At 72.3% G+C, this 25,221-nt stretch carries 20 protein-coding genes; 10 read left to right on the top strand and 10 right to left on the bottom strand.

All coding sequences use genetic code 11. The features are described 5' to 3' along the window. Window positions 1-133 precede the first annotated feature (133 nt). Together AB0P41_RS08295 and AB0P41_RS08290 are read left to right on the top strand one after the other, a co-directional pair. Window positions 134-895, top strand: a complete 762-nt coding sequence (locus AB0P41_RS08295) for a hypothetical protein (RefSeq protein WP_356709228.1) — start codon at window positions 134-136, stop codon at window positions 893-895. Between the two features lie 67 nt (window positions 896-962). Continuing rightward, window positions 963-1,544 (top strand): Uma2 family endonuclease, encoded by a 582-nt coding sequence (locus AB0P41_RS08290; protein WP_356709230.1) that lies wholly within the window; start codon window positions 963-965, stop codon window positions 1,542-1,544. Window positions 1,545-1,610: 66 nt separating this feature from the next. Here the strand turns inward: AB0P41_RS08290 and metG are convergent, their stop codons facing one another. Then, on the bottom strand, window positions 1,611-3,224 hold the full coding sequence (gene metG, locus AB0P41_RS08285) for a methionine--tRNA ligase (protein ID WP_356709232.1): 1,614 nt from the start codon (window positions 3,222-3,224) through the stop codon (window positions 1,611-1,613). A gap of 147 nt (window positions 3,225-3,371) precedes the next feature. Between metG and AB0P41_RS08280 the strand changes: the two genes are divergently transcribed. Next, a complete protein-coding gene (locus AB0P41_RS08280) occupies window positions 3,372-4,025 on the top strand; it encodes a response regulator transcription factor (protein ID WP_356709459.1) in 654 nt (217 codons plus the stop codon). Continuing rightward, window positions 4,022-5,266: an ATP-binding protein gene (locus AB0P41_RS08275; protein WP_365930901.1), complete on the top strand. Its 1,245-nt coding sequence runs from the start codon at window positions 4,022-4,024 to the stop codon at window positions 5,264-5,266. Before AB0P41_RS08280 ends, AB0P41_RS08275 begins: the two co-directional genes overlap by 4 nt. Here the strand turns inward: AB0P41_RS08275 and AB0P41_RS08270 are convergent. Then, on the bottom strand, window positions 5,200-6,711 hold the full coding sequence (locus AB0P41_RS08270) for a VWA domain-containing protein (protein WP_365930899.1): 1,512 nt from the start codon (window positions 6,709-6,711) through the stop codon (window positions 5,200-5,202). The two genes, AB0P41_RS08275 and AB0P41_RS08270, sit on opposite strands and share 67 nt — an antisense overlap. A 292-nt stretch (window positions 6,712-7,003) precedes the next feature. Here AB0P41_RS08270 and AB0P41_RS08265 point away from each other — a divergent pair, with 292 nt between their 5' ends. After that, complete coding sequence (locus tag AB0P41_RS08265) at window positions 7,004-9,064, top strand: PhoX family protein (RefSeq protein WP_365930897.1); 2,061 nt, start codon at window positions 7,004-7,006, stop codon at window positions 9,062-9,064. Window positions 9,065-9,178: 114 nt separating this feature from the next. After that, on the top strand, window positions 9,179-9,592 hold the full coding sequence (locus AB0P41_RS08260; RefSeq protein ID WP_356709240.1) for an RNA-binding S4 domain-containing protein: 414 nt from the start codon (window positions 9,179-9,181) through the stop codon (window positions 9,590-9,592). A 16-nt stretch (window positions 9,593-9,608) separates the two neighbouring features. On the opposite strand, the gene AB0P41_RS08255 is transcribed toward AB0P41_RS08260, so the two are convergent. From AB0P41_RS08255 to AB0P41_RS08245, 3 genes are all read right to left on the bottom strand, one after another. Continuing rightward, a complete protein-coding gene (locus tag AB0P41_RS08255) occupies window positions 9,609-9,854 on the bottom strand; it encodes a DUF2630 family protein (protein WP_356709242.1) in 246 nt (81 codons plus the stop codon). Between the two features lie 35 nt (window positions 9,855-9,889). Further along, the gene (locus AB0P41_RS08250; protein WP_365930894.1) at window positions 9,890-10,819 is read right to left on the bottom strand and encodes an NADP-dependent oxidoreductase; all 930 of its coding nucleotides are present in this window, start codon (window positions 10,817-10,819) and stop codon (window positions 9,890-9,892) included. Window positions 10,820-10,946: 127 nt separating this feature from the next. After that, complete coding sequence (locus AB0P41_RS08245) at window positions 10,947-11,810, bottom strand: hypothetical protein (RefSeq protein WP_365930892.1); 864 nt, start codon at window positions 11,808-11,810, stop codon at window positions 10,947-10,949. Between the two features lie 126 nt (window positions 11,811-11,936). Here AB0P41_RS08245 and AB0P41_RS08240 point away from each other — a divergent pair, with 126 nt between their 5' ends. The 3 genes from AB0P41_RS08240 to AB0P41_RS08230 all read left to right on the top strand — a co-directional run bounded on the left by AB0P41_RS08240 (window position 11,937) and on the right by AB0P41_RS08230 (window position 14,350). Then, window positions 11,937-12,359 carry a hypothetical protein gene (locus AB0P41_RS08240; protein ID WP_356709250.1) on the top strand — a complete coding sequence of 141 codons (423 nt, stop codon included), beginning with the start codon at window positions 11,937-11,939 and terminating at the stop codon, window positions 12,357-12,359. A gap of 165 nt (window positions 12,360-12,524) precedes the next feature. Beyond that, window positions 12,525-13,496 (top strand): ATP-binding cassette domain-containing protein, encoded by a 972-nt coding sequence (locus tag AB0P41_RS08235; protein WP_356709252.1) that lies wholly within the window; start codon window positions 12,525-12,527, stop codon window positions 13,494-13,496. Further along, window positions 13,493-14,350, top strand: coding sequence for an ABC transporter permease (locus AB0P41_RS08230; RefSeq protein ID WP_365930890.1), 858 nt, complete (start codon window positions 13,493-13,495; stop codon window positions 14,348-14,350). The genes AB0P41_RS08235 and AB0P41_RS08230 overlap by 4 nt, the downstream gene beginning before the upstream one ends. A gap of 69 nt (window positions 14,351-14,419) precedes the next feature. Here the strand turns inward: AB0P41_RS08230 and AB0P41_RS08225 are convergent, their stop codons facing one another. The 3 genes from AB0P41_RS08225 to AB0P41_RS08215 form a co-directional block, all read right to left on the bottom strand. After that, entirely contained in the window at window positions 14,420-14,842 is a 423-nt protein-coding gene (locus tag AB0P41_RS08225; protein WP_356709256.1) for a universal stress protein, read from the bottom strand. A 98-nt stretch (window positions 14,843-14,940) separates the two neighbouring features. Beyond that, window positions 14,941-15,600, bottom strand: a complete 660-nt coding sequence (locus AB0P41_RS08220) for an FMN reductase (protein ID WP_365931189.1) — start codon at window positions 15,598-15,600, stop codon at window positions 14,941-14,943. A 2-nt stretch (window positions 15,601-15,602) separates the two neighbouring features. Further along, entirely contained in the window at window positions 15,603-16,703 is a 1,101-nt protein-coding gene (locus AB0P41_RS08215; RefSeq protein WP_356709258.1) for an LLM class flavin-dependent oxidoreductase, read from the bottom strand. Between the two features lie 333 nt (window positions 16,704-17,036). Between AB0P41_RS08215 and trpS the strand changes: the two genes are divergently transcribed. After that, window positions 17,037-18,089, top strand: a complete 1,053-nt coding sequence (gene trpS / locus AB0P41_RS08210) for a tryptophan--tRNA ligase (protein WP_365930888.1) — start codon at window positions 17,037-17,039, stop codon at window positions 18,087-18,089. 72 nt (window positions 18,090-18,161) lie between these two features. Here trpS and AB0P41_RS08205 read toward each other — a convergent pair whose 3' ends face one another. Together AB0P41_RS08205 and AB0P41_RS08200 are read right to left on the bottom strand one after the other, a co-directional pair. Further along, window positions 18,162-20,165 carry an NAD-binding protein gene (locus AB0P41_RS08205; RefSeq protein WP_365930886.1) on the bottom strand — a complete coding sequence of 668 codons (2,004 nt, stop codon included), beginning with the start codon at window positions 20,163-20,165 and terminating at the stop codon, window positions 18,162-18,164. A gap of 17 nt (window positions 20,166-20,182) precedes the next feature. After that, window positions 20,183-25,069: a DNA repair ATPase gene (locus tag AB0P41_RS08200; RefSeq protein WP_365930884.1), complete on the bottom strand. Its 4,887-nt coding sequence runs from the start codon at window positions 25,067-25,069 to the stop codon at window positions 20,183-20,185. Window positions 25,070-25,221 lie beyond the last annotated feature (152 nt).

Genomic DNA, 25,221 nt, shown 5'->3' with positions numbered 1-25,221 from the left:
GTGCGGAACTCCCGGACCTCGGGTACACGAACCGGGTACATCCGGATGGCCCCGGTTCCGGTTCGGCGCCGTCGGGCCCGGCAAGGACTGGCACGGGAAGTGCTCGTCCGCCCCCACCGAGGAGTTCCGCACCGTGTCCGTCCCGCGCCGCTCGTACGTCCTGATCGTCGCCCTGTTCCTGCTGGTCATCGGCTGCTCCGCAGGGGCGGTGCAGACCACCGACCCCTCCGCGCCCCGCGGCGCGGCCGGCCCGGAGTCCTCCGCCGCCCCGCCCCGCGTCGTGGAGAGCCTCCGCCCCCCGGCGGAGATCCCGGCGCTCGGCCCCCAGACCCGGGCGCAGATCCCGGCCACGGCCCGGCAGGCCGTCGTGGTGACCGGGCAGGGCCCCGATGCCAACCGTTCCTCGGTGATGCTCTACAGCCTCGACGACCCCGCTCTCGGCTGGAGACCCGGGGCGGGCCCCTGGCCCGCCCACAACGGCATGGAGGGCTGGACGGACCACCATCTCGCGGATGACCTCCGCTCACCCGTCGGGGTGTTCGGCCTCACCGACGCGGGCGGCCGGCTGCCCGACCCGGGCGCGCTGCTCCCGTACGACGAGCAGCACCGCTTCGCGGTGAGCGGCGAGGGCTTTCTGGGGGAACCCCTCGAAGGCTCCTTCGATTACGTCGTCGCCATCAACTACAACCGCTCCCCGGGCACCAGCCCGCTGGACCGCACCCGGCCGCTCGGCGCGGAGAGGGGAGGCGGCATCTGGATCCACGTGGACCACGGGGGACCGACCCAGGGCTGCGTCTCGCTGACGGAGGACCGGATGCGCGAGCTCCTGCTCACGCTCGATCCCGCGAAGCACCCGGTGATCGTGATGGGGGACGCCGCGTCGTTGGCCCGGTGAAACGCGAAACATGCGTGGATACATGCCCGTAGGCTGGATCCGTCGCCCAGTTCCCGAGGAGGCTGCCATGACCGTTGTTGAGGACTCCGTGCTGACCCAGGACGTGTTCGAGGATCTGGCCCGTCACGCCATACGCGCGGAGGAAGCGCTGCGGCTGGAATTCGTGAACGGGAAACTGGGGGTCAAGGCTGTGCCGGACGGGGATCACGGGCGGATCATCGCCTGGCTGACGCAGATCTGCATGCAGGCGGATCCGAGCCGATGGCTCTTCGGTGAGCAGGGACTGCGTATCGAGTCCTACCGCAGGGGCAACGCCCGGCCGGATGCTTCTCTCGCCCCCATGGAGACATTCGTCGGCCAAGGCGAATGGGCCGACCCCGACGGCGTGCTCATGGTCGTAGAGGTCACCTCGTACGACGAGGACACCGACCGTCGCGACCGCGTCGAGAAACCGCGTGCGTACGCCGAGACCGGCATCCCCGTGTACCTGCTGATCGACCGGGACACCTGCGAGGTGAAGGTCCACTCGCAGCCCGACGGCGTGCGGTACGAGCAGGTCGTCACCGTGCCGTACGGCAAGACCGTGACGCTCCCCGACCCTGTGGGGATCGAGCTGGACACCGAGCCGCTCAAGAACTGGACGCGCTGAGGGGCCACACGCAGGAGCCCGGGTCCCGAACACATCGGGACCCGGGCTCCTGCGCGTGTACGCCGCTTACGCGGGCTTCTCCTCCAGGCGCGGGAACAGCACCGCGCCCTTCGTCACCGTCGCGCCCGCGGGGAGCTGGCCCCAGCGGCCCGCGTCCTGCACCGGCTGGTCGGCCAGGGCGCCCAGCGACGCCTCGGCGCCCAGGGACTCCCACAGCTTCTGCGAGGTGTCCGGCATGACGGCGTTCAGCAGGACCGCGACACCGCGCAGCGAGTCGGCCGCCGTGTACAGGATGGTCGCGAGCCGGGCCTGGCCCTCCGGGGAGGTGTCCTTGGCGACCTTCCAGGGCTCCTGCTCCGTGATGTAGCCGTTGACCTGCTTCACGAAGTCGAAGACCGCCAGGATGCCGCCCTGGAAGTCCAGCTCCTCGCCGATCTTCCGGTCGGCCGACGCGACGGCCCCGGCCAGACCCTCCTGGACCGCCCGCTCCGCGTCACCGGCGGCCGTGGCCTCCGGGAGCGCACCGCCGAAGTACTTGCCGACCATGGCCGCCACGCGCGAGGCGAGGTTGCCGTAGTCGTTGGCGAGCTCCGAGGTGTAGCGGGCGCTGAAGTCCTCCCAGGAGAACGAGCCGTCGCTGCCGTACGCGATGGCGCGCAGGAAGTACCAGCGGTACGCGTCCACGCCGAAGTGCGAGGTCAGGTCCTGCGGCTTGATGCCCGTCAGGTTCGACTTGGACATCTTCTCGCCGCCGACCATCAGCCAGCCGTTGGCGACGACCTTGCCGGGCAGGGGCAGGCCCTGCGCCATCAGCATCGCCGGCCAGATGACCGAGTGGAAGCGCAGGATGTCCTTGCCGATCAGGTGCACGTCGGCCGGGAAGGTGCCTTCGAACTTCTCCTGGTTGGCGCCGTAGCCGACCGCCGTCGCGTAGTTGAGCAGCGCGTCGATCCACACGTAGATGACGTGCTTCGGGTCCCACGGCACCGGGACGCCCCAGTCGAAGGTGGAGCGCGAGATCGACAGGTCCTGGAGGCCCTGCTTGACGAAGTTCACGATCTCGTTGCGGGCGGACTCCGGCTGGATGAAGCCCGGGTTGGCCGCGTAGAACTCCATGAGCTTCGGGCCGTACTCACTCAGCTTGAAGAAGTAGTTCTCCTCCTTGAGGAGCTCCACCGGCTTCTTGTGGATCGGGCACAGCTTCGTGCCGTCCTCGGCCTCGATCAGGTCGCCGGGGAGCTTGTACTCCTCGCAGCCCACGCAGTACGGGCCTTCGTAGCCGCCCTTGTAGATCTGGTCCTTGTCGTACAGGTCCTGCACGAACTCCTGCACACGGTCGGTGTGCCGCTTCTCCGTCGTACGGATGAAGTCGTCGTTCGCGATGTTCAGGTGCTCCCAGAGGGGCTTCCATGCCTCCTCGACGAGCTTGTCGCACCAGGCCTGGGGGGTGACGTCGTTCGCCTCGGCCGTGCGCAGGATCTTCTGGCCGTGCTCGTCCGTGCCGGTGAGATACCACACCTTCTCGCCGCGCTGGCGGTGCCAGCGGGTGAGCACGTCGCCGGCGACGGTCGTATAGGCGTGCCCCAGGTGAGGAGCGTCGTTGACGTAGTAAATGGGGGTCGATACGTAGAAACTCTTCACGCCGTCGCCCCCTTGCTTCTCGGATCCAGTGGCCGCCATGGTCGAAATCCTAACGGTCCGTGGGAGATCCACTCACATCGATTACGGCGGCCCCGCCCGCGGAGAGCTTTGCGAAACATCCTTTCCCGTACCAAAGACGCATCCTGGGAGGAGTGGGCTCACGTGCACGAGGCAGGGGACAACACGATGCGGGTACTGGTCGCCGAGGACGAGGAGATCCTGGCCGAGCTGGTGGCGACCGGGTTGCGACGGGCGGGATTCGCCGTCGACACCGTGTACAGCGGGGACGCCGCGCTCGCCTACCTCGGGCTGCACGACTACGACGTCGTCGTCCTGGACCGTGATCTCCCCCGGGTGCACGGCGACGACGTGGCCCGCAGGCTCGTGTCCGCCGGCTCACGGACCAGGATCCTGATGCTCACCGCCTCGGGGACCATGGAGGACCGGGTGGAGGGGCTGGACCTCGGCGCCGACGACTATGTGAGCAAGCCCTTCGAATTCCCCGAGCTGGTGTCCCGGGTGCGTGCCCTGCGGCGCCGCAGCGCCCGGCCAGTGCCGCCGCAGCTGGAGAGACACGGCATCCGGCTGGACAGCGTGCGCCGGGCCGCCACCCGCGACGGCCGGGATCTGGACCTTTCGCCGAAGGAGTTCACGGTGCTGCAGCTGCTGCTGGAGGCCGACGGCGCCACGGTCAGCGCGGAGGAGCTGCTGGAGCGGGCCTGGGACGCCAATGCCGACCCCTTCACCGGCGCCGTCCGCGTCTGCATGAGCAAGCTCCGCGCCAAGCTGGGTGACCCGGCGCTGATCCGCACCGTCCAGGGCGTCGGGTACGCCCTGTGAGCCGGCTGCTGAGGCTGGTGCGGGCCACGGGGGGGACGCAGGTCCGGCACTCGACGATCCGGGTGCGGATCGCTCTCGTGTACGGCGGGGTCTTCCTGGTCCTCGGTACGGCGCTGCTCGCCACCGTCAATCTGGCGTCCCGCGCCGGTACGGACTCGCAGGCACGGGCCATCGCCACGTCCGCCGCGGTCGCCCAGCCGGGCTTCGCCGTCAACGGCCCGCTGCACACCCGGGGCCGTATGGGCCCGCCCACGGTCTACGACGTCACCGACGACGTCAGCGACGCCGCGAGCCGGGAGCTCCTGTACTGGTCGGTCGCGGCACTGCTCGTCATGACGGGCTGCGCGGTCGGCGTGGGCTGGTGGACCGCGGGGCGGGTGCTGCGGCCCGTCCACGCGATGACGGCGAAGGCGCGGCGGCTCTCCGAGCACACCCTGCACGAGCGGATCGCTCTGAGCGGCCCGGACGACGAGCTGAAGGAGCTGGGGGAGACGCTCGACGCGCTGCTGGCGCGGCTGGAGAAGGCCTTCGACAGCCAGCGGCGGTTCATCGCCAACGCGTCGCACGAGCTGCGGACCCCCCTGGCCACCCAGCGGGCGGCGATCCAGGTGGGGCTCGACGACCCTTCGCCGGAGGACCTCGTACGGACCCGGCAGACGCTGCTGGACAACAACCGGCGCAGCGAGCGGCTCATCGAGGGACTGCTCGTGCTGGCGCGCAGCGAACGCGGGCTGGCGAAGAGCGAGCGCGCGGAGGTCGACCTGGCGCAGGTGGTGGCGGAGGAGTCCGCCCGCCCCCTGGCATCATCCGGCCCGGACGTGACGGTCGCGGCCGAGCCCTGCGTCGTACGGGGCAACCGGCAGCTGCTCGCACAGCTCGCGGCGAATCTGCTGTCCAACGCGGTGCGGTACAACGTGCCCGGGGGCCGTGTGGAGGTGTCACTGGCGGCGGACGGGGTCCTGGTGGTCCGCAACACCGGCCCGGTCGTGGCCGAGGAGGACATCTCCGGGTTCTTCCAGCCGTTCCGGCGCGGGGAGGGGCGGGACCGGATGGGGCAGGGATCGGGGCTCGGGCTGTCGATCGTGCGTTCCATCGCGATGGCCCACGGCGGTACGGTCACGGCGGTACCCGGCCCGGAGGGCGGGCTCGCCGTGACCGTACGGCTGCCGGTGGATCAGTCCTCCGCGACGACTCCGCGGGCAGTGGCCCAGGCGGGCAGTGCGGCGAGGACCTCCCGGTAGAACGCCGCGTCGGGGACCTCGCGCGGGGCGGGGCCCGCGTGGAAGAACCCGGCGTTCTCGACGTTTAGCTTGCGCAGGAAGTCGAAGGCCTTCGCGTCCTCGTCGCCGAACGCGACGAACTGGAAGAACAGCGGCAGCCGCGCCGCGTCCGCCAGGGCCTGCTTGGCCGCCACCTTGGCGTCCGGTGCGCCGTCCGTCTGGAAGACGACCAGCGCCGGGCCGTCCGCGCCGGACTTCTCGTAGTGCGCGACGACCTCCTCGACGGCCCGGTGGTAGTTGGTCCGTCCCAGGCGGCCGAGGCCCGCGTTCAGCTCGTCGATCCGGCCCTCGTGGGCGGTGAGGTCGATCGTCCCGGTGCCGTCGATGTCGGTCGAGAAGAAGACGACGGGCACGGTGGCGTCCGTGTCCAGGTGGGCCGCGAGCGCGAGGGTGCGGTCGCCCAGGTGCTGGGCGCTGCCGTCCTTGTAGAACGGCCGCATGGAGCCGGACCGGTCGAGCACCAGATACACGGTGGCCCGGAGCCCGGTCAGCCCGTGCGCCTTGAGCCCGGCCTGCGCGGCCTTGTACGGGGTCACGAGCGCGGGCGCCGCGGCCTTGACCCGGGCGAGAGTGACGGCGGGCTTGCCGGCGGGCGCGGCGGACTTGGCCACGGGGGCGGTTTCCGGCTCGGCGGCGGGTTCGGGTGTGGCTTCCGGCTCGGCGGCGGCGGGCGCGGTTTCCGGCTCGGGTGCCGTCTCCGGTGCGGGTTCGGCGGCGACGGGCTCCGTCTTCGGCGGCTCGGGCGCCGCTTCCTGCTCCGGCGTGACGGCGGGCTCGGCTTCGACGACCGCCTCGGCGGCGGGCTCCGGGGCGGCTTCGGCGACCGGCACGGGCTCGGCGACCGGCTCGGGCTTCTCGGAGGCGACCGGTTCGGCCGGCTTCTCGGCGGCCGGCTCCGCCTTCTCCTCGGCGGCAGGAGGCTGCTCTGTCTCCGCCTTCTCCGCGGCAGCAGAAGGCTGCTCCGGCTCCGGCTCCGGGTCCATGTCGATGGTGATCGGCGCGGCGGCGGTCTCCGCAACCGAGGCCGCAGCCGTATCCGTCTCCGCGCCGGCGTCCGCGGCCGGCTTCGCCTCCGGGTCCGACCCCTGGGCCGGAACCCGGGGCGCGGAGGTGGGGGCCGACGTGGCCGGCGAGGTCGTGGCCGCCTTGTCGAGTGCCGCCTTGTCGAAGGCCGCCGCGACCAGGTCCGACGCCTGTCCGCTGTCGTCCCCGGTACCGGCGGACCGGTCCGACGAGGAGGCCGGGGCCGGTACCGAGGCCTTCGCGGGCTCGGCCGCCGAAGTGGCGGTCTCCGGCTCCGGCTCCGTGGGCTGGGTGCGCTCGGCCTGGGGCGGGACGGTGGCCGTGGTCGGCTCGTCCTGCTCCGTCCGGCCGAACACCTTGCGCAGCAAGCTCCGAATGCCCATGGGCGAGGCCTTTCGCATGAGTTGGGTGCGATAAATGTCCGTACTGCGGGAATTGATCCCTGGCCAGGGCGGATACGTAAGGTTAGCGGCCGGATCCGGCCCTTCGGCTGCACGGCCCGCCCCTGCGTCAACCGAGCTCCAACCGAGTCGTGACCGAGTCCTGAACGGGGCCCAGGGCAAAGGGAAGAGGAGCGGTGTCCCGGACTTCACCCTCCGTTCACCGGCAGTCCCACGAACGGCGTGGATGCGCACCTACCGTCACGCGTGACACACAGACGGAGGGACGAAAAACGTGCGTGATCTGCTGCCGCTCATCGGCTCGCACCAGGGCGGGCGCTCTGCGCTGACCTGCCGCTACCGCTGCGGTGACGCCTGCTTCCAGGAGGTCCCGAACACCAGCGACAACGAGTACGCCGGCGACATCATCGCCGGTGCCCTGTCACGCCGGTCGATGATGCGCGCCGCAGCCGTGGTGACCGTGGCCGCCGCCGCCGGAACCACCGCTCTCGCCGGTCCAGCGGCCCCGAGCGCCGAGGCCGCGCCCCTTGCGGGCCGTAGGGGCGGCAAGCCGAAGCCGACCGCCTCGGGCGCCAGGGGTCTGCGCTTCGCGGCGGTCGCGCCCAACACGGACGACAAGGTCACGATCCCCGAGGGCTACGGCCAGAACGTCGTGATCCGCTGGGGCGAACCGATCCTGCGCGGTGCCCCCCGCTTCGACCCCGACAACCAGTCGGCGAAGGCGCAGGCGGGCCAGTTCGGCTACAACAACGACTTCCTCTCCCTGCTCCCGCTGCGCGGTGAGCGCGGCCGTCAGGTACTGGTCGCCAACCACGAGTACACGGACGAGATCCTGATGTTCCGTGGATACGATCCGGCCAGCCCGACCCGTGAGCAGGTCGAGATCGCCTGGGCGGCGCACGGACTCTCCGTGGTCGTCGTCCAGGAGGAGAACCGCACCGGCAAGCTCGCGCCGGTCAACCGTCACCCGCTGAACCGCCGACTCACCGCGACGAGTGAATTCCGGGTCACCGGCCCCGCCGCCGGCAGCCCGCTGCTCCGCACCTCCGCCGACCGCACCGGCCGCAAGGTGCTCGGCACGCTCAACAACTGCGCGGGCGGCACCACCCCGTGGGGCACCACGCTGCACGGCGAGGAGAACTTCAACCAGTACTTCGCCAACGGCTCCAGCGACACCGACAAGCGCTACGGCATCGGCACGGCCGCCACCGAGCGCAAGTGGGAGCGGTTCGACAAGCGCTTCGACCTGGCGCAGGAGCCCAACGAGGCACACCGCTTCGGCTGGGTCGTCGAGCTCGACCCGTACGACCCCGACTCCACGCCCCGTAAGCGGACCGCGCTCGGCCGGTTCAAGCACGAGGCGGCGCAGCCCCGGCTGACCGCCGACGGCCGTCCCGTCGTCTACATGGGCGACGACGAACGCTTCGACTACTTCTACAAGTTCGTCTCCAGCAAGCGGATGAAGAAGGGGAACTCGCGGGCCGCCCGCGAGCACAACCTCACCCTGCTGGACGAGGGCACCCTGTACGTCGCCAAGCTGACCGGCGACTCCCCGGCCGCGGAGTTCGACGGCACGGGCAAGCTCCCCTCCGACGGGGAGTTCGACGGCAGCGGTGTCTGGATCCCGCTCGCCACCGGCACCACCTCGCACGTCCCGGGCATGACGGCCGACGAGGTGTACGTCTTCACCCGCCTGGCCGGTGACAAGGTCGGCGCGACGAAGATGGACCGCCCCGAGGACGTCGAGCCCTCGCCGCGCACCGGCCGGGTCTACATCGCGCTCACCAACAACACCGACCGGGGCAAGGCGGGCAAGGTCGGCGCCGACGAGGCCAACCCGCGCAACGCCAACAAGCACGGGCAGATCCTGGAGCTCGCGGAGAACTGGGACGACCCGGCGGGCGACGGCTTCGCCTGGCGGCTGTTCCTCGTCGCGGGCGACCCGGAGGACCCGGCGACGTACTTCGCCGGGTTCCCGAAGGAGAAGGTCAGCCCCATCTCCTGCCCCGACAACGTGGCCTTCGATGACCACGGCAACCTGTGGATCTCCACGGACGGCGCCCAGCTCGGCTCGCACGACGGTCTGTTCGGCGTCGCGACGCAGGGCGAACGACGGGGTGAGCTCAAGCAGTTCCTCACCGTGCCGAAGGGCGCGGAGACCTGCGGCCCGGTGATCCAGGACCGCCGCGTCCTCGTCGCCGTACAGCACCCGGGCGAGGTCGACGGCGCCTCCGTCGAGAAGCCCGCCAGTACCTGGCCCGACGGCCCCGGCCACATGGTCCGCCCCTCAGTAGTAGCCGTCTGGCGCAAGGACGGCAGCGACATCGGCGTGTAGCCCAGGGCGGTTGGGAAGTTACGGACGGGAGATTCGGGCAAATCGCCCTGATCCCGGTCCGTGACTTCCCAATGACCGGCTTGCACCGGGCCTCGCCCGATTACAGTCGTACGCATGGTTTCCGGTGAGGCACCCCAGGCGGAGGGAAGCGTCCGGGTTGACGCCTGGGTGTGGGCGGTGCGGTTGACCAAGACTCGGTCGCAGGCGGCTGCCGCCTGCCGCGCGGGGCATGTCCGGGTCAACGGCGAGCGCGCGAAGCCCGCCCAGGCCCTGCGTACGGGCGACGAGGTGCGGCTGCGGCACGGAGGCCGGGACCGGATCGTGGTCGTCTCCAAGATCGTGAAGAAGCGGGTGGGCCCGCCGGTCGCCGCCGAGTGCTTCGTCGACAACAGTCCGCCCCCGCCGCCGCGCGAGACGGCGATCCAGGTCCCGGTCCGCGACCGGGGCGCCGGCCGCCCGACCAAGCGGGACCGGCGAGAGATGGAACGCCTGCAGGGGCTCAACGGCAGGAAACCGGACGCCGGCTGAGCCGTTTCGCAGCCTTTCAGCTCTCGTAGCCCTCCACCTCGTCGGCGGGGCGTACCCGCGCCTGCGAGGGGTCCTCGCCGAACTCGCTGAGCGCGCGCCGCTGGCGCAGGAGGTCCCAGCACTGGTCCAGCTGAACCTCCACCTCGCGCAGCCGTGACCGTTCCTCGGCGGAGAGGCCCAGTTCAGCGGTGGAGCGGGCGCGCAGGGAGCGCTCCTCGGTGATCAGTCCGTCGATGTTCTCGAAGATGTCCTGCTCGGCCATGATGGCTCCCGGTCCGGTGCTGGGGGGCGTGTCCTTCAGATGACGAAGACGGTCTTGCCGCGTGCCCCGCCCGCGCGGTTCTGCACGAGCGCCTGCGGCGCCTTCTCCAGGGGCAGCTCCATGTCGACGGGCACCTCCAGCTCCCCCCGCGCCACCGCCGAGGCCAGCTCGTCCAGCACCGGGGCGGTCGGGACGAGCCGGAAGTCGGCCCAGGCGATGCCCGGCGGCGCCGCCACGCCGCGGGTGGTGACCGCGACTCCGCCGTCACGCACCAGGGCGGCGTGCGCCGCGAACGAGGCCGCGTCCGCCGAGACGAGGTCGACGACGGCGTCGACGCCGTCCGGGTACAGATCGCGTACGGCGGCTTCCAGCGCCTCGGGGCCCAGGGCCGTATCGACCGTGGCGGTGGCGCCGAGCGCCCCCATCCGCCGCTTCTCGTCACCCCGCACGGCGGCGACGACCGCTGTCCCGCGGGCCGCCGCGAGCTGGGTCAGGAAGCTGCCGACGCCGCCTGTCGCCCCGACGACCAGCAGGCTCAGCCCGCTGCGTACGGCCGTGCTCGACAGGATCTGCGCGGCGGTCGTCCCGGCCGTCGGGAGTGCCGCCGCGAGCCGGAGCGGCATGTCGCGGGGGGTGAGGGTGATCGGGGAGTCCTGCGGGACGCACACGTATTCGCCGTACGCCCCACAGCGCCCGAGGGGAGGGGCCGTCGCGCGGCCGAAGACCGGGTCACCGACCCGGAAGCGGTTGTCGCCGCTGCCGATCATGTCCACCCGGCCCGCGAAATCGGTGCCCAGGACGAGGGGGAACGCACTGTCCGGAGCGCTGTCGGCGATCTGCCAGTCGAGCGGGTTCAGCGCCGCGTACTCGACCTTGACCCGCACCTCGCCCGCCCCGGGGTCGGGCTTCGGCACCTCGACGGGACAGGGCTCCGCACGGGACGCGCTGACGGCGATGGCTCGCATACGGCAGACCTCTCACTCGCCCCCTGCTCTCACGCATCCCACTGTCGCCCGGCCCACGCACCCGCGCACGTCGGGCCGGGGACGCCGCACGGCCACCCTCGCGGAGCTGCCGCTCACGCCGGAGGTCCTACCCGCGCCGGGCCGCCACGGCCCGTCCGACCAGGCCGCCGACCGCCAGGACCGCCCCCACGAGCAGCACGATCCACACCGTCGTCCGCAGGGACGCGGTCAGCGCGTCGTACACCGCGGCGGCCCCGTCCCGGTCGGTCCCCGGCACCTGGTCGAGCACCCGGCCGCGGCCGACGGCGACCGCGATCCGCAGCAGGGCCGCGCCGAGGACCAGCCCGCAGCCGGCCACGGCCGTGGCGGTCAGGCAGGCGCGGAGGCCGCCGCGTACGAGCGTGAGACCCAGCACGAGCACGAGCAGCACCACGGTCGCCACGGCCGGCCAGACGCTGCAGTACCTGAGCCACTGGAACGAGGAGCGCAGTTCGTCGGCGCGGTCGGCGGACAGCACGGTGATGGAGGCTTCCCGCACCGGGATCCGGTCGGCGAAGGGCACCCCGCTGCTGACCAGTTCCTTCTTGACCTCCTCGATCACCGGCGCCAGATCGATGGTCACGGCCTGCCCGCCCTCCCCGTGCAGCGAGGCGGTCACTGCCTGGTGCGCCGTGCGGTTCGCGCCGTCCCAGGCCCGCTGGAACGCCTCGGTCGTGGTGAAGGACCGGGCGGACTCGTGCAGGAACTGCTCGACGGTTTCCTGGAGCGGGCCGACGTCGATGTTCTTCATCGCCTCGTCCGTGACGAGCGTGGCGACCGTGTCCTGTACGTCGGCGTCGGAGGCCAGCGGCGAGACGGCGGCGAGGTAACGGCCGGTGTCGTCCAGCTCCAGGTCGACCCACGCCGAGAGCGCGCTCACCGGGACCAGCACGGCCAGCACGACGAGCAGCACCGCTGAGAGAGCCGCTGAGAGACAGTTCCGCACAGGCATCAGCCAATCCCCTGGGGCGGCGGGGCGCTGCGGGCCGTGGGCCATTCGAGTTGCCGGGCGGCCCGGCCGGGTGTGCGCTGGAGGAACACAGGGACGGACGGGGGGCGACGGAAGGAGCTGTGCGCCATGGCCACACACGCGACGATGCCGACGCGCCGACGGACGCAGGCCCGCGCCCCCGCTCCCGTCCGCCAGGAGCACCGGCGCACGGCGCTCGCCTGGGCGGTGCCCCTCACGCTGGGCGTGATCCTCGGCTTCTGGGCCTTCTTCATCAACCGGGACGGCGGAGCGACCACCGGCGGGCAGATCTGGCTCGGAGTCGTCTCCGGAGTGGTCTTCGCTGCGCTCTGCTACGTGCTCGCACGGGTCCGGTGGGCCCTGCCGCGTGAGCTGCGGGCGGCGGCCTTCGGTGTGCTGGCCGGGGGCGCGGTCGGCTTCCTGTCCAGCCTGAACGGCAAGAGCGTGCTGATGTCGGGCTTCATCGGGCTGGTGGTCGGCGCGGGGATGTTCTGCACGATGTTCTACGCCTACTACACGCGCGAGGAGTGACCCGGCCGTCCTTCCTGATGCCGGAGGAAGGGGCGCGGTGGCCGGATCCGATCCGGCCCCCGCGCCCGTCCCGTTCCGTCCGATCCGCCCCGCTGCCGGCGTGTCCTGTGCCATCGTGGGCCCGTATCCGCCCAGGGCCTCTGCCGAGCCGACAGGGAAGCGACCATGAGTACTGAACTGGCCATCGAGACCACGGGGCTGGTGAAGGTCTTCGGTGACAACCGTGCGGTGGACGGCGTCGATCTGGCCGTGCCGTCGGGCACCGTCTACGGAGTGCTGGGCCCCAACGGGGCGGGGAAGACCACCACCGTGAGGATGCTGGCGACCCTGCTGCGACCGGACGCGGGCCAGGCGCGGGTATTCGGCCATGACGTCGTGAAGGACGCCGACACGGTCCGCAGCCGGGTCAGTCTCACCGGGCAGTACGCCTCGGTCGACGAGGACCTGACCGGTACGGAGAACCTTGTGCTGCTGGCCAGGCTCCTCGGCCACTCCAAGCCCGCCGCCAGGACCCGGTCCTCGCAGTTGCTGGAGGCGTTCGGGCTGAGCGAGGCGGCGGGCAAGCAGGTGAAGAACTACTCCGGAGGGATGCGGCGCCGGATCGACATCGCCGCATCCATCCTGAACACCCCGGACCTGCTCTTCCTCGACGAGCCGACGACCGGGCTCGACCCGCGCAGCCGTAACCAGGTGTGGGACATCGTGCGGGCCGTCGTCGCGCAGGGCACGACGGTCATGCTGACCACCCAGTACCTCGACGAGGCCGACCACCTGGCCTCCCGTATCGCCGTGATCGACCACGGCAAGGTGATCGCGGAGGGTACGAAGGGTGAGCTGAAGGCGTCCGTCGGGGCGGGGTCCGTCCATCTGCGCCTGCGCGACCCCGGGCAGCGTCCCGAGGCCGAACGGGTGCTGGCGCGCGCGCTCGACGCGACGGTGCAGCTGGACCACGACCCGGTGGCGCTGACCGCCACGGTCGGGGGCCACGGCACCGACAAGGGGGCGGCCGAACAGGCCGCGCGGGCACTGGCGGAGCTGGCCCGGTGCGGCATCCACGTGGACAACTTCTCGCTGGGGCAGCCCAGCCTCGACGAGGTCTTCCTCGCGCTCACGGACAAGAAGGGGGCAGCGGCATGAGCAGCGCGCCCACCACGGCCGAACGCGACGACGCCGAACTCACCGCACCGGACGCGGAGACCCTCGCCTCCCTGCTGGTCGGCCGGAAGCGGCCGCACCGGCCCAGCGCGCTGTCGGCGTCGCTGACCTTCGGATGGCGGGCCATGCTGAAGATCAAGCACGTGCCGGAGCAGCTGTTCGACGTGACGGTCTTTCCGATCATGATGGTGCTGATGTTCACCTACCTCTTCGGCGGGGCGCTGGCCGGCTCCACCGAGGACTACATCCAGTTCCTGCTGCCCGGGATCCTCGTCATGAGCGTCGTGATGATCACGATGTACACGGGCGTCGCGGTGAACACCGACATCGCCAAGGGCGTGTTCGACCGCTTCCGCACCCTGCCGATCTGGCGGCCGGCGCCCATGGTCGGCTACCTCCTCGGCGACGTCGTGCGCTACCTCCTGGCCTCGGCCGTGATGCTCGTCGTCGGCATCGTCATCGGCTACCGGCCGGACGGCGGACCGCTCGGGGTCCTGGCGGGCGTCGCGCTCCTGCTGGTGTTCTCCTTCGCCTTCTCCTGGGTCTGGACGATGTTCGGCCTGATGCTGCGCACCGAGAAGTCGGTGATGGGCGTCAGCATGATGGTGATCTTCCCGCTGACGTTCCTGAGCAACGTCTTCGTCGACCCCAGCACCATGCCCGGCTGGCTGCAGGCGTTCGTGAACAACAGCCCGGTGACGCATCTCGCCGCCGCCGTACGGGAGCTGATGGCCGGCAACTGGCCCGCGACGGACATCGCCTGGTCGCTGGGCTGGTCGGCGCTGTTCGTGGTGGTCTTCGGCGCGGTGACGATGCGGCTGTACAACCGGAAGTGACTGCGGCGGAAGGGCGGGCCTCCGGCGTGCCGGAGGCCCGCCCTTCGGTGGGCGCAGGATCCGGCCGGCTCAGTCGTGGACGACGGTGACCGGGCAGGCGGCGTGCTGGGTGACGTGGAGGCTGACCGAGCCGAGCAGGGTCGCCTTGAAGCCGCTGTAGCCTCGGGCGCCCACGACCAGCAGGTTGGCTCCCCTGGCGCGGTCCAGCAGGGTCTGGGCGGGATTGCCGATCACCACGACCTTCTCGACCGCCGCCGCGCCCTCCGCGCCGAGTGCCTCCTCCAGCGCCTCGGTGAGCGCCACGGTCGCGACCTCCTGCGGGTCGAAGTCCTCCGGCATGCCCGGCATCATGGACGCCCAGCTGGTCGCGGGGTACTCCCAGCTGTTGACCGCCTCGACCGTGTCGCCCGTCAGCTCGGCCTGGCGCACGGCCCAGCGGAGCGCCTTGATCGACGCGTCCGATCCGTCCACGCCCACGACGATCCTGCCCATGTCTGCCTCCGGTGTGTTCAACATTTACGGCATACAGGGATCAACTGTAGTCAAGGCGGGCATCAGGGGCCGGATGTGCCCCCGATGCCCGGGCGGGGTCAGCCGGCCCGCAGGCCGGCGAGCTGCTCCTCGAACGGGACGACCGCGTCCTCGCCGTCGTCGAGGGTGAGGGTCCGGGAGGCGCCGGAGACGGTCCGCCCGGTGACGGCGGAGGCGAGCTCGCCTCCGGCACGCCGGATCCGGGAGGGCAGTCCCTCGGTGTACTCGTCGCCGTTGGAGCCCCAGTCCTCGGAAGCCGCGTACACGGAGGTCGGCAGGACGACCGCTCGCAGGTAGGCGAAGAGCGGACGCATGGCGTGCTCCAGGACCAGCGAGTGCCGGGGCGTTCCGCCGGTCGCGGCGACGACGACGGGCTTGCCGGTCAGGGCGGTGTGGTCGATCAGGTCGAAGAAGGACTTGAACAGCCCGCTGTACGAGGCGGTGAAGACGGGCGTCACGGCGATCAGCCCGTCCGCCCCGGTCACCGCGTCGATCGCCTTCTTCAGGCCGGCCGGCGGGAAGCCGGTGACCAGGTGGTTGGCGATGTCCACGGCGAGGTCGCGCAGCTCGACGACCTGGACCTCGACTCGGCGGTCCTGGTCCGCCGCGAGCCGCTCACGGGTGGCCTCGGCGAGCCGGTCGGCCAGCAGCCGGGTGGAGGAGGGGCTGCTGAGACCCGCCGCGACGGCGACGATCCTGAGGGGGGCGGTGGCGGGCACGGTCATCGGAGCTCCTTCGGGTCCGTTGCGGCGGCGCGGGCGGCGGCGACGGCCGGGTGGACGGGGGCGTCCGGCACTCCGGCCGGGCGCAGACGGGCGAATTCCTTGCGCAGTACGGGCACGACCTCCTCGCCCAGGATGTCGAGCTGCTCCAGGACGGTCTTCAGCGGCAGCCCCGCGTGGTCCATCAGGAAGAGCTGGCGCTGGTAGTCACCGACGTCCTCCCGGAAGGAGAGGGTCCGCTCGATGACCTCCTGCGGCGAGCCGACGGTCAGCGGGGTCTGCTGGGTGAAGTCCTCCAGGGAGGGCCCGTGCCCGTAGACCGGCGCGTTGTCGAAGTACGGGCGGAACTCCCGCACCGCGTCCTGCGAGTTCTTCCGCATGAAGACCTGGCCGCCGAGGCCCACGATCGCCTGCTCGGCGGTGCCGTGCCCGTAGTGGGCGTAGCGGCGCCGGTAGAGGTCGACCATCTTCCTGGTGTGCTCCATGGGCCAGAAGATGTTGTTGTGGAAGAAGCCGTCGCCGTAGTACGCGGCCTGCTCGGCGATCTCCGGGGAGCGGATCGAGCCGTGCCAGACGAACGGCGGGACGCCGTCCAGCGGGCGCGGTGTCGCGGTGAAGGACTGCAGCGGGGTGCGGAACTTCCCCTCCCAGTCGACGACGTCCTCGCGCCACAGCTTGTGCAGCAGCGCGTAGTTCTCGATCGCGAGCGGGATGCCCTGGCGGATGTCCTTGCCGAACCAGGGGTAGACCGGCCCGGTGTTGCCCCGGCCCATCATCAGGTCGACGCGGCCGTCGGCCAGGTGCTGGAGCGTGGCGTAGTCCTCGGCGATCTTCACCGGGTCGTTGGTGGTGATCAGCGTGGTCGAGGTGGACAGGATCAGCTTCTCGGTGCGGGCGGCGATGTAACCGAGCGTGGTCGTCGGGGAGGACGGGACGAACGGCGGGTTGTGGTGCTCACCGGTCGCGAAGACGTCGAGGCCCACTTCCTCGGCCTTGAGCGCGATCGCGAGGGTCGCCTTGATCCGCTCGTTCTCGCTCGGTGTCGTACCGGTCGTGGGGTCGGTGGTGACGTCCCCGACGGTGAAGATCCCGAACTGCATGGCGCCCGCCTCCAAAGGTGTTGAGCGGAAGTTGTTGAAGCTTGAACTATGTGGACACACCCTACAACGGGGCACCCCTTCTCCCTATTCCAGCCCTCCCCGGGACGCCCGGCCCGGCAGGGAAACGCTCCACGCTCCGGGACCGGTGCGCGCTACACTCGGCCCATGACCTCCGTACCGTGCCGTAACTGGTGGCGCTCCTCCTAGGAGCGGCCACCTTCTCCGCACGGAACCAGGGCCGTTCGATCTTCGGACGGCCCTTCTCGTTGCCCCGGTGCCCCGTGACGGGCCGTCCTCCACGCGCAGACCACCAGCGAGGAGACCCCCGTGACCATGACCACCGACCTTGCCGTCAGCCCCGCCGTGCGCCGCAGCGCCGAGCTGGAGCAGCAGCTCGCCGGGGACCCCGGCCGTTTCCGTGTCCTCACCGGCGACCGGCCCACCGGAGCCCTGCACCTCGGGCACTACTTCGGCACCCTCCACAACCGGGTGCGCCTCCAGGACCTCGGCGTGGAGACCTTCGTGCTCATCGCCGACTACCAGGTCCTCACCGACCGGGACGTCGCCGAGCGGCTCACCGAGCATGTGGAGGGGCTGCTCCTGGACTATCTCGCCATCGGGATCGACCCGTCCCGCTCGACGGTCTTCAACCACAGCGCGGTCCCCGCCCTCAACCAGCTGCTGCTGCCGTTCCTGTCCCTCGTCTCCGTCGCGGAACTCGGGCGCAACCCCACCGTGAAGGACGAGATCGCGCACTCCAGGCAGTCCGCCGTCAGCGGCCTCATGTACACCTACCCGGTGCACCAGGCCGCCGACATCCTGTTCTGCAAGGGCAACCTCGTGCCCGTCGGCATGGACCAGCTGCCGCACCTGGAGATCACCCGCACCGTCGCCCGCCGCTTCAACGAGCGGTACGGACATGTCTTCCCCGAACCCGACGCGCTGCTCTCCGCCGCGCCCCTGCTGCTCGGCACCGACGCCACCAAGATGAGCAAGAGCAGGGGCAACTCCATCGCCCTGGGCGCCGACGCCGACGAGACCGCCCGGCTGATCAAGGGCGCCACCACCGACGCCGACCGGCACATCACCTACGACCCCGAGCTGCGGCCCGGGGTGTCGAGCCTGGTGCTGCTGGCCGCGCTCTGCCTCGACCGCGACCCGCACGAGGTCGCCGAGGAGATCGGGAACGGCGGCGCGGCCGGTCTCAAGCGGACCGTGACGGAGGCCGTCAACGCCCGCATGGCGCCGATCCGCGCCCGCCGGGCGGAGTACGCCCAGGACATGGGGTACGTACGGGACGTGCTGCGGGCCGGCAACGAGCGGGCGAACGCCGTGGCAGAGGCGACCCTCCAGGAGGTGCGGGACGCGATGGGGACGTTCCGCTGACCTCCTGGGCCGCCGCCCGGAACGTCAGCGGACCTTCCGGGCCGCCGCCCGCGCCCGGCCGGCCTCCCCGGCTCAGCGACGCGCCGCCGAGCCCTGCCCGCGCAGCATCTCGGCCAGTCCGCGCCGGGTCGCGGCTATCACGACCCGGTCCTCCGGCCGCAGCACATAGCCCGGGTGCAGGTCCCAGACCAGGCCGGAGGGCCGGTCCGGGCCCGGCGGGTCGAGGGGGTCGTACGGCGGTACGGCCGCCAGGTCCGGCAGACGGTCGGCCGGCGGGGTGGCGTCCAGGGCCAGGACCCGCCAGGCGCCCGCCCGGAACGCCTGGTCGACGGTGCGGCCCTCCAGGTGCGGGTTGCCCGCCACCTCCAGGGCGGCGAAGAGCATGACCTTGCGCTCCACCGGGACCGCGCCCAGGATCTGCCGTCCCATCATGGCGACGGCGAACGAGGGCGCGGCCAGGTGCGACACGGAGCGGGAGCGGGTCAGGGCTCCCGGGTGGGCCGTGCGCAGGGTGCGGTAGACGGCGGTGGCGAACTCGTCGTCGTACAGCCGCAGCGCCACCCGCAGGCCCGGCTTCACCGAGCGGGCGTACAGCGCGGCTTCGAGGTTCGTCGTGTCGACGCTGGTCAGGGCGAGCAGTGCGCGGGCGCGGCGGATCTTGGCCGCTTCCAGGACGCCTTCCTGGGTCACGTCGCCGAGGACCGTCGGGACGTGCAGGCTGCGGGCCAGCGGGATGCCTCGTGCCTCCGGGTCCTCCTCGACGACCACCACGGGTATGTCCAGCTCGCGGAGGCGCACCAGGACCCTCGTGCCGATCTTGCCGAGCCCCAGCAGGACCACATGGCCGGACAGGCCGCGCGGCGGGCGGCGCAGGGAGGAGGCCGTGCGCAGTGTGCCGAACGCCTCCAGGACGGCGGCGACCAGCAGCGGCAGCAGCAGGAGCCCGGCCATGCCGGAGAGCAGCTGGATGACCTGGCGGGAGTCCGAGTCGGTGTCCTCGACGGCGGGGTCGCCCATCGCCAGCAGGTCGAGCAGGGTCAGATAGGCGGCGTGCACCGGGCTGTCGCCCGTGGTGATCACCGAGGCGACGGCCAGGGCGACGACGGCCGCAGCGACGCCCAGCGCCGACCAGCGCAGCCGCCGGGAGAAGACCTGGCCGAGCGGAGCGCCCCTGCCTCCCATGCGTGAGGGCCCCCGGTCGGGCCCCGCCTGGCTGATGGCCTCCAGGACGATCGTGCCCCGGCCCGTGGCGGCGTTCACCGTCGCCAGGTCGGGCAGGAGCTGAGGCCCTTCCTCGCCGCTGCTGTCGGAGCCCTCGCTGCCGGCCGGGTCCTGGCTGGTGGAGGAGAGGAGCGCCAGCGTGCACAGCCCGGGGTCCGCGAGCTCGCCCGGGCGGGGCGGGGTGCGCTCCACGGCGCGCAGGAGCAGGCCCTCGGCCTGGATGACCTTGCTGCTGCCGGTCAGCGCGGTGGCGGCCAGGGCGGGGGCGGCGGTGTCGGCGTCGGACAGGACGGTGGTGGAGGCGTCCAGGGCGGCGGGGTCGAGTCCGGGCATGGAGACGGCGGCGGCCTGGTCGAGCAGCGTCTCCAGGTGCTGGCCCAGCTTGCGGTTGTAGAGCCGGATGACGAGGCGCAGGCGCGGGTTGAGCCGGCGGGCCGTCAGGGCGGCGCGGATGTTGAGCTCGTCGTCGTCGTAGACGAGCGCGAGCGCGGCGGCCCGGTCGACGCCCGCCTCCTCCAGCACGTCGTCGGACGGCTCGTGCGCCTCCATGATGCGGACGGCCTCGACGCCGGCGTTCGTGTCGCCGCTCCCGTTCGCGCCGCCCGCCCCGTTGCGGTTCATCGCGGCCGACATCCGCCCGAACAGGGCGCCGGCCCGTGCCCGTTGGGTCAGCGGCACGTCCGGTCTGCTGGGCTCCCGGCCCGGCGGGACGAGGAGGGTGACCCGCTCCCCGTACACGTAACGCAGCTCCACGGCGAGCCGGCGGCCGAGGGTGTCGTCGCCGCAGACCACCATGTGGCCGCTGTTCGGGGGTCGTTGGGGCTGTTGCGGAAGTGAGGACACATGACCCAGCATGCCTTGCTCCCTCCGGCTCAGTCGGGCGTGTCGGTGATCATCGCGTGACGGGGGCGTGGGCCCGCGTCCCCCTCGCGGGGTCCCACGGCCCGGTCGACGGCGGCCTCGACCGCCGCGATCCGGTCCGCGACCAGTCCCAGCGCACCCACCGCGCGGGAGGCGGGGTCCTCGTCGGGGCCGCCGAGTGCCTGCGTACGCACATAGGCGGAGGCGATCGCCGACCGGCGCTCCGCCTGGGCGGGGGTGAGGGCGCCCCGGAGGGCGGCCAGTTCCAGCAGGTTCGACTCGGCGCCGGTGGTGAGCGTCTGGGCCTCGCCCGCGTAGTGGTCGTCGACGACGGCGGAGAGCTCGGCGTCGTTCATCACGGGCACGATCCGCTCGGCGATCCTGTTCATGTTGCGGTACGAGCCCTGCAGCCGGAACGGCGGTCCGGTGCGCGTCGCGTCGGTCCGTGCCGCCGACGCGATGTACGCCGCGTTCACCGCGAGGACGGTCTCCCGCGCGGTGAGGAGATGGCGCAGCACCGACACGATCCGGTCCAGCTCGGCCGGCGCGTACGCGTGCTCCAGCTGGTCGGCGCGGGCCACGGCACCCGTACCGGACGCCATGCGCACGAGCAGCGCGAGGTCGGCGCGGGAGCGCCCCGCGAGCGGGGCGAGGACCGGGTTGGCGGTCAGGGCGTTCTCCACGAAGCTCAGCGCGAAGACGTCCTCCCGGCCGCTCAGCACCTCGCCGAGATTCCATACGTCGGCCCGGTTGGCGAGCATGTCCGGAATCCTGAACCGGTCCCCGGACTCCGTGTACGGGTTGCCCGCCATGACCACCGCGAACCGCTTGCCCCGCAGGTCGTAGCTGCGTGGCTCGCCGTCCCTCACCCCATCGACGCGGCGGGTGGCGTCGCAGAGCGGAATGAACTTCTGGAGCAGCTCCGGCGAGATGTGCTGGATGTCGTCGAGGTGGAGCAGAGTGTTGTTGCCCGACTCCAGCGCGAAGTTGATCTTCTCGACCTCGTGCCGGGCGGTCGCGCCGCGCGCCTGATCCGGGTCCAGCGAGGTCACGTCGTGCCCGAGGGCCGGCCCGCTGACCTTGACGAGGACCATGCCGAGCCGGTCGGCCACGTACTCCATGAGGGTCGTCTTGCCGTAGCCGGGCGGGGAGACGAGCAGCAGCAGACCCTGCGAGTCGGTGCGCCGGTCCGCGTCGGCGGTGCCGAGCTGCTTGGCGAGGCTGTCACCGACCAGCGGCAGGTACACCTCGTCCAGCAGCTGGTTGCGGACGAACGCCGACATCACGCGCGGCCGGTGGTCGTCCAGCCGCAGCCGGGCCCGTTCGGAGTCGACGAGCGTGGTGCGCAGCCGCTGGTAGGCGCGGAAACCGGGCACGTCGACGGCCCGGAAGGCGGCGGTACGGGCGAGGAGTTCGTCCAGCCGGACGGTCAGCGTCCCCCGGTCCACCCGGGGGTGGTCGCCGAGCAGCCCGTCCACGGTCGCGGTGAGCGGGGCGTCGCAGTCGTACCGTGCCAGATCCGGGCAGAGCTCCACGGCCGCCGCCTCCGCCAGGTCCCCGGCGTCCGCCCCGGTGCCGCTCGCGGCGGCGTACGGGCCGAGCCAGCCCTCGACCAGCTGGCGCCGGGCGGGGAGGTCGTCGGTGAGCGCCGCCAGGTCGTCGTCGTACGCCGGGGTCCCGGTGGCCCGGCGGAACTTCTCCAGGAACGTGCGGGTGGCCGTGCTCGTGACGAACCCCGCGGGGCCGCTCGTCAGCTCCTCGAAGAGGTACGCGGCGGCCGCGTCCCCCGCGCCCATCGCCGCCGCCCACTCCTCCTGGAGGGCGTCGATCGCCGGGGCGGGTCCGAAGGTGTCGCGGGCCCGCGCCAGCGACACGGCCCGGCGCGTCCAGGAGACGCGCAGGGCTCCGTCCGCCTCGTGCGCCCAGAACAGCTGCGCGGCGGCGCGCACGGCGGGTTCGTACCGCAGCAGCCCGGCGCCGGCGTGCAGACGCAGCAGCGTGGCCAGGATCGCGGTGGCGTCCTCGTCGTGGACACCCCGCTGGTGCCCTTCGTCGTACGCCGCCGCTGCAGCCTCCCGCACGAGCGCCGCCAGGTCCCGCGCGCCGGCCAGCGCGTCGGCGCCGTGCTCGTCCAGCAGCCGGGCGGCCAGGTGCTCGGCGCGGTAGACGTCCGGCGACTCCGAGGGGAGCAGCCGGTCCCAGTACGGGCGGGTCGCCGCGAACTCCGGGTCGGTGACCGGGGCGCGGTAGTCGGTGCCGGTCAGCGCGAAGGCGAGCCCGTCCCCTTGCGGGACCAGGGTCAGGTCGAAGGGCTGGGTGTTCACCGCGAAGCGGTGCCGGCCCAGCTTGAGCACCGTGCCGCCGTCCGCGTACAGCTCGCCCCGGTCCCGCAGCGCGCGGCCGGCCTCCTGGCGGGCCGCCTTCAGCCGCCCGTCGAGCTCCTCCGCGCGCACCGGGTCGCCCAGCTCGCGCAGTTCGTCGGCGGTGCGCCGGACCTTGGTGACCATCGGGTCGGACGCGAAGTACGTGTGGACGGCGTCCAGGTCCTCCAGCGCCGCGAGACGCCGGGTGACCGTCTCCAGCACCCGGGCGGCCGAGTCCGCGAGCCGCTCGGCCCGCCGGGCGCGGGCGTCCTGGAGGGTCTGGCGGCGGGCCGAGAAGGCCTCGTGGACCTCGGTCCTGCGCTCGGCCAGCCGGCCGAGGAAGTCGTCGGACTCCGCGAACCGGGACTCCAGGTTCTCCAGCTGGAGCAGCAGCCGCGCCAGTTGTTCGTCGCAGGCGCCGGGGGAGTCGGCGGCGGCCAGCGCCCCCGTGACGGCCTGCCCGAGCAGCGCGAACTCGGCGGCGAACTCGGCCCTGCCCTCCTGCGACAGCAGCTCCCGGCGGCGGGCGTCGAGGGTGGCGCGGGCCCGGTTGGCGTCGCCCAGCACCCCGGCGATCCGCTCCAGGATCGACGTACGGACGGTGGCGTCACCGATGTCGAGCCCCGCCACCACGTCCGTGACGGTCGCCAGTCCCTCGGTGATCTCCGTCAGCCGGTCGGCCACCTCGGAGGCCCCGGCGGCGGCGGTCAGCGCCTCGGCGGCCCCGGTGAGGGCGGCGAGCTCCTCGTGGTAGCCGGTGAAGGCGTCCTCGCGGGCGAGGAAGGATACGGCCCGCCGGGCGGCCGACGCCAGGTCGCCCTCGGCCTCGGCGGACAGCTCGGCGATCCGCCCGGTGTCGGCGTACCGCATCCCGGCGAGCGTCGCCAGGTGGCCGTGGGTGCGCCGCAGTTCGGTCAGCTGGTCGACCCAGGCGGCGGCCGAGCGTGGCGCCTCGCCACGGATGCGCCGGACCAGCGCGGTGAGCCGGGCGGCCGTCCCGTCGAGGGCCTCGGCGGCCTGCCGGGTCAGCTCCTGTACCGCCTCGAACTCGGCGAGCACCTGCGCGGCGGTCCGGCCGATCTCTTCCAAGGGCTCGGCGAGCAGGCCCAGACCGGGATCGGCGAGCCAGTGGTAGCGGTCACCCGCCCGCGCACAGTCGGCGACGAGCCGGGCGTACACGGCGGCGGTCGGCGTCATGTCGCGTACGCCGTGCGCCAGGGCGAGGCAGTCGGAGATCCCGCGCACGAGGTCGGCGTTGCCGGTCCTGGCGAGCGGGCCGGTGCCGGCGGGGCGCGACGCGGCGTACGTGTCGGAGACGTACGGGGTCTGCCAGCGCTGGAGGGGGTGCACACGCGCGGGCCCGTCCTCGCCGCCCTTCAGCAGTACGAGGGTGCCGTCGTCCAGGAGCGCGTGCCCCCGGCCGAGCAGCGGGGTGGCGACCTCCTGGCGGATCAGGTTGTACGGCAGGAGCAGGGTGCGGCTCTCGTCGCGGGACCGGAAGACGTACAGCACGTCCTCGCCGTTGGGCGAGCGGACCGCGCCCTCGAAGACCGGGTCGGTGAGCTCCTCGGCGGTGTCGAAGGTCTTGGCCTCGCCGGTCGTGAGGTAGTAGCCGCCGGGGAAGATGATCCCCTGGTCCTCGGGGAGCCGGTGGCACGACGGCCCGATCGCGTCCAGCCGCCGGACCTGGCCGAGCAGCGTGTTGAGGACCAGGTGGCGCCAGCCCTCCTCCTTGTACGGGCGTACCCGCAGCAGGACCAGGGGCCCGGCCCTCGCGTACTCGACGTCGGCGTCCGCCAGGGACTGCAGGGGCTCGTCGACGGGCTCCTCGTAGATCCCGTCGGGGGTCGTGGTGTCGTCCTCGGTCTTGACCGTGAGCGTGCCGCCCAGGGTGTCGACGAAGAGCGCGCCGTCGGCCACGGCGATGTGCGGGTACCGGCCGGGACGGTGCGACTCCCGGCCCGCGGGGGTCCAGTCGAAGTCGTGCGAGGGCGGGAAGACATGGTCCCGGTCGCCCCGCGCGTCCAGGAACTCCCCGGGCGACCCGTCCGGCCCCAGGGCCCACCGCAGGACACGGACGTCCTCGGCGCTCTCGCCGGTACGGAACACGGCGATCAGCCGGCCGCCGACCGTGCGCAGACGCAGCAGCCGGGCGTCGCGGAAGTAGCGGTGCAGGCCCGCGAACTCCCGTACGAACGCCTCGTCGGCCAGCGGTCCTCCGGCCGTGACCTCCTCCAGTCCGGGCTCCCGGAGGACGAGGACGTCACCGACCCCGGTCTCGCCGGCGGCCCCAGGCCCGCGCTCGAAGCCGAACAGCAGCCGGCCACCGACCGCCACGAGGTCCCGGGCGAGCGAGGGGCGCCCGGTGTGTACCTGCTCGGTGGCCAGGAGCCGCAGCCCGGTCGACCCGAACTCCTCGGTCCGCCGCGCGTTGAGCGCCTCGGACCGCCGGACGAGCTCATCGGCCTGCGCCCCGAGCCGCCGCCGGAGCACCTCGTAGGCACCGCCATCGGTGGGTGTGGCGTCACGGTCCATGCGTACGGCTCCCTACGGAATATCACTCACTGACAACACCCCCGGCCTGCATCGAGCCCGCCCGGCGTTCGAGGACGGAACCCTCACGCGGCCGGGGCGGGACCTCATGGCCTGGGGCCGGCCATTCCTGCCACATGGCCCTGGGCGGCACA

Origin of the sequence: Streptomyces sp. NPDC079167 (assembly GCF_040686735.1) — a bacterium.
Lineage (GTDB): Bacteria > Actinomycetota > Actinomycetes > Streptomycetales > Streptomycetaceae > Streptomyces.
Note: the sequence above shows the minus strand (reverse complement) of the source record. Positions and strands in the feature narration are given on the sequence as shown.

Excerpts from the sequence above, each read along its gene's own strand:
- AB0P41_RS08200 (WP_365930884.1), bottom strand. The coding sequence starts at position 25,069 with ATGGACCGTGACGCCACACCCACCGATGGCGGTGCCTACGAGGTGCTC.
- AB0P41_RS08225 (WP_356709256.1), bottom strand. The coding sequence starts at position 14,842 with ATGGGCAGGATCGTCGTGGGCGTGGACGGATCGGACGCGTCGATCAAG.
- AB0P41_RS08255 (WP_356709242.1), bottom strand. The coding sequence starts at position 9,854 with ATGGCCGAGCAGGACATCTTCGAGAACATCGACGGACTGATCACCGAG.
- AB0P41_RS08245 (WP_365930892.1), bottom strand. The coding sequence starts at position 11,810 with ATGCCTGTGCGGAACTGTCTCTCAGCGGCTCTCTCAGCGGTGCTGCTC.
- metG (WP_356709232.1), bottom strand. The coding sequence starts at position 3,224 with ATGGCGGCCACTGGATCCGAGAAGCAAGGGGGCGACGGCGTGAAGAGT.
- AB0P41_RS08280 (WP_356709459.1), top strand. The coding sequence starts at position 3,372 with ATGCGGGTACTGGTCGCCGAGGACGAGGAGATCCTGGCCGAGCTGGTG.
- trpS (WP_365930888.1), top strand. The coding sequence starts at position 17,037 with ATGACCACCGACCTTGCCGTCAGCCCCGCCGTGCGCCGCAGCGCCGAG.
- AB0P41_RS08235 (WP_356709252.1), top strand. The coding sequence starts at position 12,525 with ATGAGTACTGAACTGGCCATCGAGACCACGGGGCTGGTGAAGGTCTTC.
- AB0P41_RS08270 (WP_365930899.1), bottom strand. The coding sequence starts at position 6,711 with ATGGGCATTCGGAGCTTGCTGCGCAAGGTGTTCGGCCGGACGGAGCAG.
- AB0P41_RS08260 (WP_356709240.1), top strand. The coding sequence starts at position 9,179 with ATGGTTTCCGGTGAGGCACCCCAGGCGGAGGGAAGCGTCCGGGTTGAC.
- AB0P41_RS08290 (WP_356709230.1), top strand. The coding sequence starts at position 963 with ATGACCGTTGTTGAGGACTCCGTGCTGACCCAGGACGTGTTCGAGGAT.
- AB0P41_RS08230 (WP_365930890.1), top strand. The coding sequence starts at position 13,493 with ATGAGCAGCGCGCCCACCACGGCCGAACGCGACGACGCCGAACTCACC.
- AB0P41_RS08250 (WP_365930894.1), bottom strand. The coding sequence starts at position 10,819 with ATGCGAGCCATCGCCGTCAGCGCGTCCCGTGCGGAGCCCTGTCCCGTC.
- AB0P41_RS08205 (WP_365930886.1), bottom strand. The coding sequence starts at position 20,165 with ATGCTGGGTCATGTGTCCTCACTTCCGCAACAGCCCCAACGACCCCCG.
- AB0P41_RS08215 (WP_356709258.1), bottom strand. The coding sequence starts at position 16,703 with ATGCAGTTCGGGATCTTCACCGTCGGGGACGTCACCACCGACCCCACG.
- AB0P41_RS08240 (WP_356709250.1), top strand. The coding sequence starts at position 11,937 with ATGGCCACACACGCGACGATGCCGACGCGCCGACGGACGCAGGCCCGC.